This is a genomic window from Dactylosporangium sp. CA-052675, assembly GCF_050947935.1.
Taxonomy (GTDB): Bacteria; Actinomycetota; Actinomycetes; order Mycobacteriales; family Micromonosporaceae; genus Dactylosporangium.
Genome location: NZ_CP192010.1, coordinates 5,133,383 through 5,145,934, shown reverse-complemented (window position 1 = coordinate 5,145,934; position 12,552 = coordinate 5,133,383). Strand labels below are relative to the sequence as shown.

Below are 12,552 nucleotides of genomic sequence, written 5' to 3'. Positions count from 1 at the left end.
CAGCGCTCTTTGCTCAGTACTTGCGGTCGGGGAGGGCGGCCTTGGCCTGCTCGGGCGTGAACTCGGTCTCCACCGTGAGGATGCGCGGCTCGACGGTCTCGCCGTTGACGACCTTCTTGGCGAGGTCCATGAGCTGAGGGCCGAGCAGCGGGGAGCACTCGACGATGTGGTTGATCTTCCCGGCGGCCAGGGCGGTCATGCCGTCCTTCACCGCGTCGACCGAGATGATCTTGATGTCGGTGCCGGGCTTCTTGCCGGCCGCCTCGATCGCCTCGATGGCACCCAGGGCCATGTCGTCGTTGTGGGCGTACAGCACGTCGATCTTCGGGTTGGCCTTCAGGAAGGCCTCCATGACCTCCTTGCCCTTGGCCCGGGTGAAGTCACCGGTCTGCGACGCGATGATCTTCATGTTCGGGGCCGCCTTGATCGCGTCGGCGAAGCCCGCCTTGCGGTCGTTGGCCGGGGCCGAGCCCGTCGTGCCCTGCAGCTCGACGATGTTCACCGGGTCGGTCTTGCCCTGGTACTCCTTGACCAGCCAGTCGCCGGCCTTCTTGCCCTCGACGACGAAGTCCGAGCCGAGGAACGTCTTGTAGAGCGAGGTGTCCTTGGAGTCCACCGCGCGGTCGGTCAGGATGACCGGGATCTTCGCGTCCTTGGCCTCCTTGAGCACCGTGTCCCAGCCGGACTCGACGACCGGCGAGAACGCGATGACGTCGACCTTCTGCGCGATGTAGCTGCGGATGGCCTTGATCTGGTTCTCCTGCTTCTGCTGCGCGTCGGAGAACTTCAGGTCGATGCCCGCGGCCGCGGCGGCTTCCTGGATCGACTTGGTGTTCGCCGTGCGCCACCCGCTCTCGGCGCCGACCTGCGCGAAGCCCATCACGATCTTCTTGTCGCCCTTGGGCGCGGTGCCGCTGCCGGCATCGTCGCTCTTCTCCCCGCCGCACGCACCGAGCGCGCCGAGCAGGAGTACGCCGCCGACCACGGCAGCGGACCATCTCTTCAGCACTGCGTCTGTCCCTTCGGAGATAGCGTGAACGTTCACATCTACAGGCAGATGGCCACACGCCTGGGGTGTTTGGCGGTGACCTGAGCCCGCGTGCGGCCCGATTGCATTGGCCGTCGCGGTTGTATTTCGAGAGTGTTAGCGTTCTCATCCCGGGCGTCAAGTAGCGGCGGCCGAGATGTTGCCGGAAGGAGACACTCCGTGGCTGCAGCTGTCATCGGGCCGGACCGTGGTCGGCCCGGCCCCGTCGCGCACTCTCACCTGGGTCCGGAGGTGGACGCCGTCGAGCCGCCGTTGCGCAAGGTCGGCATGCGTGACGTGGCCCGGCTGGCGGGCGTGTCGCACCAGACCGTGTCGCGGGTGCTGAACGACCTGCCGAACGTGAGCGCGGCGACGCGGGAGCGGGTGCTGGACGCCGTGCGGGTGCTCAACTACCGCCGCAACCTGGCCGCGCGCACGCTGGTCACGTCCCGCTCACGCACGATCGGCCTGATCGGCTTCGAGACCACGCTGGCCGGCCCGGCATCGATGATCTACGGCATCGAGAAGGCCGCGCGCGAGGCCGGGTACTACGTGAGCATCGCGACCGTCCGCTCGCTGGAGCGCCATGCGGTGCTCGACGCGGTCGAGCAGCTGTGCGCGCAGGCGGTGGAGGGGATCATCGCGATCGCGCCGAAGAACTCCGTCGCCGACGCGTTGACGCAGGTGCCGGCGGGGACGCCGGCGGTGGGGGTGGGCGGCGCGGACGACGGGTTCGTGCCGATGCTGCGCGTGGACAACGTGCGCGGGGCGTGCATGGCGACGAGCCATCTGCTCGAGCTCGGGCACGGGACCGTGCACCACGTGCCGGGGCCGGCGGACTGGCCCGAGGCGCGGGATCGCATCGACGGGTGGCGGCAGACCCTGCACGCGGCGGGGGCGCCGGTGCCGCCGATCGAGCCGGGCGACTGGAGCGCGCGCTCGGGGTATCTGCGGGGGCAGCGCCTGGCCGCGGATGCCCGGGTGACCGCGGTGTTCTGCGGGAACGATCACATCGCGCTGGGGGTGCTGCGGGCGTTTCACGAGGCGGGGCGGTCCGTGCCGGCCCGGGTGAGCGTGGTCGGCTTCGACGACACGCCGGAGTCGGGGTTCTTCCTGCCGCCGCTGACCACGATCCACCAGGACTTCGCGGAGCTCGGCCGGCGCAGCGTCGAGCTGCTCGTGGCGCAGCTGAGCGGGGCGGCGGTCGCGCACCCCGGGCCCGTGCACCTTGCACCGCATCTCGTGGTGCGAGCCTCGGCCAACGCGGCGCCGTGAGACGATGGCGCAACCCCGGCTCCGGTGGCGTTCCGCTTGATTCACCGTACACCATGCGACCTAACCGATCACGGCCCGGATCACGGCCTGCAAGCGATCGATTACCGTCCGGCTCGCGGCGGCGCCGTGCTGGCCCGGACGATCAGCGTCGGGGCCACCCTCGGGTCCGGGGACGGGCGGTCCGGGCCCTCCGGCAGGTCGGCCTCGATCACGCGCAGCAGCGCGGCGATGCAGCGCCGGCCCACCTCGTCGAAGTCCTGGCGGATCGTGGTCAGCGGCGGGGAGAGGAACTCGGCCTCGGGGATGTCGTCGAAGCCCACGATGCTCACGTCGTCGGGGACGCGGATCCCGCGCTCGTGGAACGCGCGCATCAGGCCCAGTGCCATCTGGTCGTTGCCGGCGAAGACCGCGGTCACGTCGTCGCGGGAGGCGAGCTCGAGGCCCGCGGCGTATCCGGACCGCGCGCTCCAGTCGCCCGTCATCAGGGGCGGCGCCGCCAGGCCCGCCTCCTCGAGGGTCGTGCGCCAGCCCTCGATGCGGCCGTGGGTCTCGAGCCAGTCCCGCGGGCCGGACAGGTGCCAGACCTTCTCGTGGCCGAGCTCGAGCAGGTGGCGCACGGCCATCCGGGCTCCGGTCACCTGGTCCACGGAGATCGCCGGCACCCCGCCGCCGACCGCGGACTCCACGGCGACGGCGGCCATGCCCAGCGGCATGTTGTGCAGGGCGGCGGCCGCGGCGGTCTGCGGCGCGATGACGACGACCCCGGCCACCGACTGGTCGGCGAGCGCGTTGAGCGCGGACACCATGCCGGCGTGGTCGACGCGTTCGAGGGTCACGATGCTGACGCCGTAGCCGGCGGTCCGGGCGGCGTGCTCGATGCCGAGCAGGGTCGAGGCGGGGCCGTAGAGGATGGTGTCGAACGAGACGACACCGACCACCCGGGAGCGACGCCCGGCCAGTCCCCGAGCCATCGCGTTCGGGCGGTAATTGAGCTGCCGCACGGCCTCCAGCACCCGTTCCCGGGTGGCCGGGCTGACGCTCGGATGGTCGTTGAGGACGCGCGACACCGTCTGATGCGAGACGCCCGCGAGCCGCGCGACGTCGTTCATCACGGCGGCCCGGTTGTGGCTGGTTGCGCGCATGTCCCTCCCCCGATGTTGATGTTAGCGCTGCCACGATATGCCCGTGTGACACCCTCGGCGTGGCGCCGGTCACGGGTTTGCCCGTTCGGTTGATGCGGCCCCGCGCCCTTGCACACCACCCACCGGAACGCCACGAAAACCAACACGGATCCGGTAACGCTCCCAGCACCGAAAACTTTTCGCCCATGGAAGGTTCATCGGCGCCCCGCTCGTCGACTATGAGCTAGCTACATCGATTATTGGCAATCGCGAGCCGCGCTGCCAGGGTCCCGAAAAGGTTTTCGACCGGAAGGGACACCCATGCGACTGCGCAGACTCGCGGTCGTCGCCGGGGCGATGGCACTGCTCGTCGGCACGCCCGTCGTCGCGCACGCGGCGCCGGGGCAGAGCGACAACCTCGCCCGGTCGGCGACGGCGACGGCGTCGTACACCTCCCCCTGGGAGAGCGTCGCCGCGATCAACGACGGCATCGACCCGAGCACGTCCGGCGACACGGTGAACCGCCGCTGGGGCACCTGGCCGAACACGGGCGAGCAGTGGGCGCTGCTCACCTGGCCCGGCACGCAGACCCTGCGCTCGGCCGACGTGTACTTCTTCGACGACAACGGCGGCGTGCGCGTCCCGGCCTCATGGCGCCTGCAGTACTGGACCGGCTCCGCCTACGCCGACGTGCCGGGCGCGAGCGGCTACCCGACGGCGGCGAACCAGTACAACGCCGTGAACTTCACCCAGGTCAGCACCAGCCGCCTGCGCGTGGTGCTGCAGAGCGGGGCCGCGTCCGTGGGCCTGCTGGAGGTGCGCGCCTACGCCTCGGCGATCGGCACGGGCAACCCCGGCAACCCGTCGGGCTGGAACCCGCCGGCGAGCCTCGTGCAGCCCCTGAGCGAGGTGTGGACGCATCAGGAGCAGACCTACAACAACCTGTACGGCTTCCGGAACTCCGCGTGGGACCAGATCTTCGCCAACGGGGGCACCGGCATCAACTACTGCGTGCGCTGGGACTCCGGCGCGAGCGTGAGCGCCGCGCTGCGCGATCGCATCCAGGCGACCCTGCAGCGGCAGTTCAAGAAGTGGATCGACGTGATGGCGGGCCACAACGGCTGGCCGTACCAGCAGGTGCCCGTCAAGGTCGTCGGCTGGGCCGAGCTGCCGCTCTGGTTGAAGAAGCGGCCGCACGGCTCGCCGCACTGGGGCGCGTTCTCGCGGATGTTGTTGACGTAGACGTCGACCGAGGTGTCCGTCCACTGCAGCTGGGCCCGGTCGAGCTACCCGAACTGCCCCGGCGGCACGGCGCACCACTATGACATGTCGCTGTGGCTCACGTCGGGCTCCGTCCTCAGTGGACCGTGCCCCCACCCTCGGCCAGGTGCGTCGCGAGCTCGCGCAGGACCGCGCGCCACTGCTCCAGCGGCTGCTTGGGCAGCACGTCGTCCCACATGACCAGGCAGGAGCCGCGCAGCTGGGTCAGGCCCTCGGGGCGGGCGATGAACCACCAGTGCAGGTGCCGCGCCCCGTCGCCGACCTTCTCGATGTGCACACGGGCGACGCCGCCGAGGGCGTGGATGGCCCGCTCGACGCGCTGCTGGAGCGGGACGAGCTCGGCGGCGAGGCCGGCGGGCAGTTCGACGAAGTCGTAGTGCTCGCGCGGGCAGAGCAGGACCACGACCGGGACGGCGCTGGGCTCGGCGGTGTGCCGCAGCAGCCAGTGCTCGTCCGACCAGATCGTCTGGGCCAGCGGGTCACGGCAGATGAAGCAGTGCTCGGGGCCGTCCTCGCCGTCGCGGGGCGGCTCCGGCACGACCGGCGGCTGCAGGGTCTTGACGCGCAGGTCCCCCTCGAACGGGAAGATCTCCCAGCCGGGGATGGCCGCGTCGAGCGGCGCGGGCGGTTCACCGATGGGCAGGTGGGCGAGGAATCGATCGGCCATGCCCGAGATCATGCCAGCGTGCGGAATCCCGCGTTGCCCATGGACGAGTCGGGGTGTCCGGGCACCGCGGCCGGCCCCGACTCGGTACTCCAGGAATCGGGCCCGGCCCGCAGATACGGCGGCGGCCCCGCTCCCCTGGCCGGGAGCGGGGCCGCCGTGGTGCGGCTACTTGGTCGAGGGCGCCGTGGCGGGGGTGGCCGCGTCGTTGGCGACCATCTCCGGATGGGCCGCGACGAACGGGCCGACGCTGTCGCTGCCGTAGGCCTTGAGCAGCTCCAACGCCGTCTGGTCGAGGACCTCGAAGGACTGCCCGTTGATGATCTCGGTCTTGAACTGCCCGTTGTTCGTGCGCAGGGTCATCATGCCGTCGGGGTTGATGCCCTTGAGCGTGAAGATCCAGTCGGCGAGCGACACGTCGTTGTTGTAGAACGACACCGCCTTGCCGACCGAGTTCAGCACCTCGTTGACCTTGAGCGGGTTGGCCAGCACGCCGGCGCTCATCGCCTTCTTCACCATGGCCTTGATGAACTGCTGCTGGTGGCGCTGACGGCCGTAGTCACCGTCGTTGTTGGCGAGCTTGTCGCGCTGGCGCACGTAGTCCAGCGCCTCCCACGCGGCGAAGTCCCGGCAGCCGACCTCGTAGATCATCGGGCGCATGTTCGGCTTGAGGCTCGTCGGGATGCCGTCGGCGTTGAAGTTGTACGGCACGCCCTCGGCCCCGGTCTTGGTGTTCCACCCGGTGTGGATCGACGTGGTCTTCTCGTCGACGCACATGTAGACGCCGTCCAGGGCCTTCACCAGCCCGGAGAACCCGTCGAAGTTCACGATCGCGGCGCCGTTGAACTTCAGTCCCCCGCCGGCCATCGCGCTCACCGTCTCGGCCAGCAGCGCCAGCCCGCCGTCGCGCCCGCCGCCGTTCTGGTAGCCGAACTGGAACGCGGCGTTGATTTTGTCGGTGCCGCCGTTGTACCTGGTCTTCTTGTTCGCCGGGATCGCCGCCTTGGTGTCCCGGGGAATCGACATCAGATAGACCGCGTCGTGCGAGGCCGGCACGTGCGCGACGATGATCGAGTCGGCCCGCGCGCCCATCTCCTCCTGGTTCACCCGCTCGTCGATGCCGACGAGGAGCAGGTTGATCGGCCCGTCGATGGTCGCGCCCGAGGCCGCTTCACCGAGGCCGCCTTCGTGGGTGATCTGGTCGCTGTAGTGGTTCAGCAACAGATTGCCACCGACGAGGGAACCTCCGCTGAGCAGCAGGAGGAATGCCCCTCCGACCAGGGACAACCGCGCCCACAACGGGTCCTTCTTCCCACGCTTCTTCGCCATACCACTCCCCGGCACCTGGTGTCCCTCGGCGGGCCACAATATCCCCCCGAAGTGTGCGACCGTGTTTCGTCCCTGAAGACGGATTCGGGACAGTGGTTGGTTGCAGTTTCAGCCGTTTCTCAGAATTCTGGCCGTCGCACCGTCCCGGGCCGGGTCCCGCACCGTCCCGCCGCGCCTGATCGCACCTCGCCACGGCCCCGCGAGGCACCCCGATTCGGCCCCGGCCGAAGCGCGTGCCAGGCGGCATCGCCGTCCGCCCGATGGCATTGCGACATGCGTCGTATTGACGCCCGGCGCCGCCGTGAGCAGCGCGATCACGGCCGGGTGGTGCGTGGCCGTGCGCCGCCGCACGGCCACGGCCCAGGTCCGCGGAATGATCTCCGTCACGGGTCCGGGGCACGTCGTCCTCGCGACTGCGTCGATACCACCGGCGTGATACACAGTTTCTGCCGGTCACGTTGAAGGGGGACGAGTTGGGCGCGCTGCAGCGGTTCGAGAAGCGGCTGGAAGGCATGGTGGAAGGCACCTTCGCCAAGGTCTTCAAGGGCGTCGTGCACCCGGTCGAGATCCTCAACGCGATGCAGGGCGAGGCCAACGCCAACCAGACCCAGATGACGGGCGGGCGGATCCTCGTTCCCAACCGGTACCTGATCGCCCTCGCGCCCGCCGACCACACGCGGCTCGCGCCGTTCGCGGCCGCCCTGGCGCAGGAGCTCGCGCAGTCCCAGGCCGAGTACGTCGGGGAGCAGGGCTGGGCCGTCTACGGCGACATCGTCGTCGAGATCACCCGCGGTGACGACCTCGACACCGGCCTGTTCCGCGTGAGCGCGCAGGTCTACACCGGCGGCGAGGTCGCCCCGGGTGAGGGCCACGGCGTACGGCTCGTGACCGAGGACGGCCAGAACTACCCGCTCACGCAGGGCGCGACGATCATCGGCCGCGGCGAGCAGGCGTCGCTGCGCCTCGCCGACGTGGGCGCCTCGCGGCAGCACGCGCGCGTGGAGTACGACGGCCACCGCGCGGTGTTCACCGACCTCGGCTCGGCCAACGGCTCGATCGTCAACGGCCGCCGCGTGGACACGACGGTCATCCTGCACCCGGGCGACGAGATCGTCATCGGCACGACCCGGCTGTCGTTCCGGGTCTGACGCGACGATCTTCCGGGTCTGACGCGACGAGGCGGACGCGGCCGAGCAGCCGCGTCCGCCGATCCGTCCCAAGCGCCACGCACCGTGACGCGACGACCGCGGACGGGGCCGAGCGGCCGCGTCCACCGATCCGCCCCAACCGCCACGCACCGTGTGCGATGTCCGTTCGCGAGCCGACCATTGCTTTGCGCGCAGGTCCTTCCGGCCTCGGCCGGGTCGACGGCGTCTCAGCCGACGCGGCCACACCCTGGCATTCTTCTGCCTGCCGCACTCCTTCGACCTCGGTCAGCAGGTGCGCAGCAGGCGCTCCAGGACGCGTTCGCCGAACTCGAGGCCGTCCAGCGGCACGCGCTCGTCGATGCCGTGGAACAGCGCCGTGAAGTCCAGGTCGGGCGGCAGGCGCAGCGGGGCGAAGCCGAAGTGGCGGATGCCCAGGCGCTGGAAGGACTTGGCGTCGGTGCCGGCCGAGAGCATGTACGGCAGCAGGCGCGCGCCCCGATCCTCGGCCTCGATCGCGGCCGCCATCGCGTCGACGAGCCGCCCGTCGAACGTGGTCTCGACCGGGGGCAGCAGGTCCCAGTCCATCTCCACGTCGGGGCCGAGGACCGCGGCCAGTTCGCGCTCGAACTCGCGCTCGCGGCCGGGCAGCATCCGGCCGTCCACCGTGGCCTCCGCGATCGACGGCACGACGTTGGCCTTGTACCCGGCCTTCAGCATCGTCGTGTTCGCGGTGTCACGCAGCGTGGCACCGATCATGCGTGAGAGCGAGCCGAGGCGGGCGATCGCGGACCGTGGATCGTCGGCGTCGAAGGGTACGCCGGTCAGCTCGCTCACCCCGGCGAGGAACTCCCGCACGGCCGGGTGCAGGACCGTCGGGAACTCGTGCGCCTCGAGGCGGGCCAGGGCCGCGGTCAGCTTCGCCACGGGGTTGTCGGTGTGCAGCATCGAGCCGTGCCCGGGTGTGCCGCGGACCTTCAGCCGCAGCCACATGACGCCCTTCTCCGCGGTCTCGACGAGGTAGGCGCGCACGTCGTCGCGGACGGTGTACGAGAAGCCGCCGACCTCGCTGACCGCCTCGGTGACACCGTCGAAGAGCTCGCGGTGCTGATCGACGAGGAAGCCCGCGCCCTGCCGCCCGCCCGCCTCCTCGTCGGCCACGAACGCGAACACGATGTCACGGGGCGGCACCACGTTGTCACGCTTGAACTTCCGCGCGACCGACAGCGCCATGGCCACCATGTGCTTCATGTCGATCGCGCCGCGTCCCCACAGGTAGCCGTCGCGGATCTCGCCCGCGAAGGGCGGCACGGACCACTCGGACGCGTCGGCCGGGACGACGTCGAGGTGGCCGTGCACGAGCATCGCGCCGCGCTCCGGGTCGGCACCGGGCAGGCGCACGACGACGTTGCCGCGCTTGGGCGCCGACTCGAGGTACACCGGCTGGAATCCGGCGTCGGCGAGGCGCTCGGCCACGAACTCCGCCGCGGCCCGCTCGTTGCCGCTGGCTCCATCGTCGCTGGTGTTCGTGGTGTCGTACCGCACCAAGGCCCGCGCCAGCTCAACGACCTCACTCATGATCACCACGGTAGTAGCGAATTGTGAATTCACAGTTACCTGGCAGGTGTGTGGGATTGCGGTGCCAGCTCCGGCGTGCACGGTCGTCAGGACAGGTCCGACTTCTCCGCAGGAGTTCGCGCGATGAGCACAGCCCACGACGACCAGGCTTCTCCGCCCGCCGCCGGCCCGGCGCCCGCTCCCGCCGCCACTGGCCCGGCACCCACTCCCGCCACCACTGGCCCGGCGCTTCATTCCGCCGCCGCCGCTAGCCCGGCACCCGCTCCCGCCGCCACTGACCCGGCACCCGGTCCCGCCGCCGCCAGCCCGGCACCCGCTCCCGCCGCCACTGACCCGGCACCCGGTCCCGCCGCCGCCAGCCCGGCACCCGCTCCCGCCGCCACTGACCCGGCACCCGCTCCCGCCGCCACTGACCTGCCGCCTACTCTTGCCGCCGGCTCGGCGCTCGCTTCCGCCGCCGCTCCAGCACCGGGTGGAACCCCGGCCGAGTCGCAGTCGCCGCTCCCGCCCGCGACGACCCCGGCCTGGTCTGTAGCGAACCCCGCACACTCCGCTACGACACCCGTCCAACCGGCCCCAGGACAGCTCTCGGCCACTCCGCGTGAGCCGAGTGTCACCGATGCCGCCGCGCAACCGGTTGCCGTCCAGCCCGCTCCCGCCACGACTCCCATCTGGGCCGAGGGGGCACCCGCACAGCCGGTTTCCGGCCCGCCCGGCTTCGAGGCCGCGCCGATCTGGGCCTCGGGTGCACCGTCCGGCCCGGCGGCCGCCGGCATGGGTTCCTCGGCGGCTCCGCCGCGTTCGTCGCGGCTCAAGCTGGGCATCGTGGCCGCCGTCTCCGCCGTCATCGTGATCGGCGGCGGGGTGGCCGTGGCGCAGGCCGCGAGTGACAGCAACGCCACGCAGAGCCAGGGCCAGGGCGGCGGTCGCGGACCGGGCGGCCAGGGCTTCCCCGGCGGCGGCCAGGGCTTCCCGGGCGGTCCGGGCAATCAGAACGGCCCGAACGACCAGAATGGCCAGGATCCGCGGGGCAACCGGGGCGCCTTCGGCGCGCAGGGCGGCGGGTTCGGCCGTGGCGGGATGACCACGCTCGGTGGTGCGCTGCACGGGGACTTCGTGGTGAAGGGGAGCAACGGACAGTACGTCACGGAGCGCCTCCAGACAGGCACCGTCACGGCGGTGAGTGCCACCTCGATCACGGCAAAGAGCGAGGACGGCTTCTCCACGACGTTCGCGGTCGGCGAGGCCACGAAGGTCAACAACGGCGCGTCGACGATCGCCGACGTGAAGACCGGCGCCACCGTCACCGTGATCGGCACCGTGTCGGGCAGCACCGCCACGGCTACGGAGATCACCGACGTGAGCCTGCTGCGCCAGGGCAATGGCGGTAACGGTCAGCGCCCGGCGAACCCGCGCCCCACGAAGACCACCTGACACAGACTGGACGGCGGCGGGACATACCGGATTGCGGCGGCAGCTACCGGACTGCAGCGGTGCGGGACATACCGGACTGCGGCGGCGCTACCGGACTGCGGCGGCAGCTACCGGACTGCGGCGGTGCGGGACATACCGGCATGCGGCGGGCACATACTGGACCACCGCAGCGCATACCGGACTGCGGCGGCAGCTACCGGAGTGCGGCGGCACATACCGGACTGCGGCGACACATAGTGGACTGCGGCGGCGAACTCGGGTGACGTTGTCAACTATATGCTGGGCACGTGATCAGCCGCGTGGAGTCCGCTGCCGCCACCCGTCGCGCCCTGCTCGACGCGGCCGCCGAGCTGCTCGACCTCGGCGGCCCCGAGGCGGTCACGCTCCGTGAGGTCGGTGCCCGGGCGGGGGTTTCGCGGGGCGCGCCGTACCGGCACTTCCCGGACAAGGAGAGCCTGCTCGCCGCGATCGCGACCGAGAGCTGGGAGCACGTCGGCGACCGGATTCAGGCCCTGCGCGCGGATTCCGGCCTGCCCGCGTCCGAGCAGCTCCGCGGGGCGCTCCTGGCCATGATCGGCATCGGCCGGCAGAAGCCGCATCTGTACCAACTCATGTTCACCACGCCATCCAGCAACCCGGAAGCGGTGCTGCGGGCGGCCTCACGCAGCCAGGACGAGTTCCTGGCGATCGTCGCGGCCATCGTGGGGGAAGCGGACGCCCGGCGCTACGGTGCGTTGCTGCTCACCAGCGCGCACGGGATCGCGGGGCTGGAGCTCGCCGGGCACCTCACGGCGGAGAAGTGGCAGACCAACGCCGATGAGCTTGTCGACACGCTGGTACGCCTGGTTGCGCAGCCCGGTGCCGGGCGGTGACCAGATGCTGGGTCTACCGGTGGCGCCGGGCCGGTAACGAAGCGTGACGTCCTCGTGCGGGCATGGCTGCCGGAGCAGTCCAGGGGCGGTGGGTGCGGCCGCGGGCACCGGATGAACGGATGACCGCGGCCGCGCGGGTGAATCAGGGGCGGGCCGGTCAGGAGGGGAACGGCGCGTCAGGATGGGGACGGTGCGTCAGGAGAGGAAGCTGCCGTACGGGCCGGCCAGGATCGCGTTCTTCTGGGCCTGGCTGAAGTGCGTGTTCGGGTAGTCGTAGAACGACGCCGACATCGGGGTGCCGTCCGTCGACGATGCGTCGGGCAGGCAGAAGCCGTGGCCGAGTTCGTGGACCATGCCGCGTGCTCACTGAAAGCGTCTGCTCGGTCACCGGTCGCTGACACGGACGACAACGGACGACACGGCGAGGCATATCGACACAGCGCAACACGATGTAACGCAGCGCAACACGGCAACACGGCGAGGCAGGCGACACGGCGATACGGCAGGAGCGGCACGGCAGTGGCGGCAGGGCAGGCCAGGGACGGAGCGGCACCGCAGGGCAGAGCGGGAGCCGCACGGCAGGGGCGGCGCGGCAGGGGCGGCGCGGCAGGGGCGGCGCGGCAGGGCAGGGCAAGGCAGACGCAGTAAGGCGGGGCGCCGCCGCGGCGCAACACGGCACGGCACAGCGGGATGCCACAGCAACGCGGCGCAACACGACGCAAACACGACGCGGTAGACGACGAGCTCGTGCAGATCCCAGGCAGCGTCCGAGACAGTCGGGCGATCCGAGGACCTCCGCCCGGAGGATCGCCTTCGTGCCGGCCCG

The 12,552-nt window shown here is 71.0% G+C and carries 11 protein-coding genes; 5 read left to right on the top strand and 6 right to left on the bottom strand.

The features are described from left to right. Window positions 1-13 precede the first annotated feature (13 nt). A complete protein-coding gene (locus ACQP1P_RS23755; protein ID WP_433089573.1) occupies window positions 14-1,009 on the bottom strand; it encodes an ABC transporter substrate-binding protein in 996 nt (331 codons plus the stop codon). Window positions 1,010-1,315: 306 nt separating this feature from the next. Here ACQP1P_RS23755 and ACQP1P_RS23750 point away from each other — a divergent pair, with 306 nt between their 5' ends. Continuing rightward, window positions 1,316-2,302 (top strand): LacI family DNA-binding transcriptional regulator, encoded by a 987-nt coding sequence (locus ACQP1P_RS23750; protein ID WP_433090098.1) that lies wholly within the window; start codon window positions 1,316-1,318, stop codon window positions 2,300-2,302. A 101-nt stretch (window positions 2,303-2,403) separates the two neighbouring features. Here ACQP1P_RS23750 and ACQP1P_RS23745 read toward each other — a convergent pair whose 3' ends face one another. Beyond that, on the bottom strand, window positions 2,404-3,444 hold the full coding sequence (locus ACQP1P_RS23745) for a LacI family DNA-binding transcriptional regulator (protein WP_433089571.1): 1,041 nt from the start codon (window positions 3,442-3,444) through the stop codon (window positions 2,404-2,406). Window positions 3,445-3,744: 300 nt separating this feature from the next. On the opposite strand from ACQP1P_RS23745, the gene ACQP1P_RS23740 reads away from it, so the two are divergent. Further along, on the top strand, window positions 3,745-4,665 hold the full coding sequence (locus ACQP1P_RS23740) for a hypothetical protein (RefSeq protein ID WP_433089569.1): 921 nt from the start codon (window positions 3,745-3,747) through the stop codon (window positions 4,663-4,665). 115 nt (window positions 4,666-4,780) lie between these two features. Here ACQP1P_RS23740 and ACQP1P_RS23735 read toward each other — a convergent pair whose 3' ends face one another. Continuing rightward, window positions 4,781-5,371, bottom strand: a complete 591-nt coding sequence (locus tag ACQP1P_RS23735) for an HIT family protein (RefSeq protein WP_433089567.1) — start codon at window positions 5,369-5,371, stop codon at window positions 4,781-4,783. Between the two features lie 165 nt (window positions 5,372-5,536). Beyond that, complete coding sequence (locus ACQP1P_RS23730; RefSeq protein ID WP_433089565.1) at window positions 5,537-6,697, bottom strand: LCP family protein; 1,161 nt, start codon at window positions 6,695-6,697, stop codon at window positions 5,537-5,539. Between the two features lie 512 nt (window positions 6,698-7,209). Between ACQP1P_RS23730 and ACQP1P_RS23725 the strand changes: the two genes are divergently transcribed. Continuing rightward, window positions 7,210-7,845 carry an FhaA domain-containing protein gene (locus ACQP1P_RS23725; protein WP_433090096.1) on the top strand — a complete coding sequence of 212 codons (636 nt, stop codon included), beginning with the start codon at window positions 7,210-7,212 and terminating at the stop codon, window positions 7,843-7,845. Between the two features lie 285 nt (window positions 7,846-8,130). Here ACQP1P_RS23725 and ACQP1P_RS23720 read toward each other — a convergent pair whose 3' ends face one another. Further along, window positions 8,131-9,420 carry a M20/M25/M40 family metallo-hydrolase gene (locus ACQP1P_RS23720; protein WP_433089563.1) on the bottom strand — a complete coding sequence of 430 codons (1,290 nt, stop codon included), beginning with the start codon at window positions 9,418-9,420 and terminating at the stop codon, window positions 8,131-8,133. An 825-nt stretch (window positions 9,421-10,245) separates the two neighbouring features. Here ACQP1P_RS23720 and ACQP1P_RS23715 point away from each other — a divergent pair. Next, a complete protein-coding gene (locus ACQP1P_RS23715) occupies window positions 10,246-10,854 on the top strand; it encodes a hypothetical protein (RefSeq protein ID WP_433089561.1) in 609 nt (202 codons plus the stop codon). Window positions 10,855-11,141: 287 nt separating this feature from the next. Continuing rightward, the gene (locus ACQP1P_RS23710) at window positions 11,142-11,726 is read left to right on the top strand and encodes a TetR/AcrR family transcriptional regulator (protein ID WP_433089559.1); all 585 of its coding nucleotides are present in this window, start codon (window positions 11,142-11,144) and stop codon (window positions 11,724-11,726) included. A 195-nt stretch (window positions 11,727-11,921) separates the two neighbouring features. On the opposite strand, the gene ACQP1P_RS23705 is transcribed toward ACQP1P_RS23710, so the two are convergent. After that, on the bottom strand, window positions 11,922-12,080 hold the full coding sequence (locus ACQP1P_RS23705) for a hypothetical protein (RefSeq protein WP_433089557.1): 159 nt from the start codon (window positions 12,078-12,080) through the stop codon (window positions 11,922-11,924). Between the last annotated feature and the right edge of the window lie 472 nt (window positions 12,081-12,552).

What these genes read in the sequence shown, in the direction of transcription:
- ACQP1P_RS23705 (WP_433089557.1), bottom strand. Translation starts at nt 12,080, where the DNA reads ATGGTCCACGAACTCGGCCACGGCTTCTGCCTGCCCGACGCATCGTCG.
- ACQP1P_RS23720 (WP_433089563.1), bottom strand. Translation starts at nt 9,420, where the DNA reads ATGAGTGAGGTCGTTGAGCTGGCGCGGGCCTTGGTGCGGTACGACACC.
- ACQP1P_RS23725 (WP_433090096.1), top strand. Translation starts at nt 7,210, where the DNA reads ATGGTGGAAGGCACCTTCGCCAAGGTCTTCAAGGGCGTCGTGCACCCG.
- ACQP1P_RS23730 (WP_433089565.1), bottom strand. Translation starts at nt 6,697, where the DNA reads ATGGCGAAGAAGCGTGGGAAGAAGGACCCGTTGTGGGCGCGGTTGTCC.
- ACQP1P_RS23750 (WP_433090098.1), top strand. Translation starts at nt 1,316, where the DNA reads ATGCGTGACGTGGCCCGGCTGGCGGGCGTGTCGCACCAGACCGTGTCG.
- ACQP1P_RS23740 (WP_433089569.1), top strand. Translation starts at nt 3,745, where the DNA reads ATGCGACTGCGCAGACTCGCGGTCGTCGCCGGGGCGATGGCACTGCTC.
- ACQP1P_RS23745 (WP_433089571.1), bottom strand. Translation starts at nt 3,444, where the DNA reads ATGCGCGCAACCAGCCACAACCGGGCCGCCGTGATGAACGACGTCGCG.
- ACQP1P_RS23735 (WP_433089567.1), bottom strand. Translation starts at nt 5,371, where the DNA reads ATGGCCGATCGATTCCTCGCCCACCTGCCCATCGGTGAACCGCCCGCG.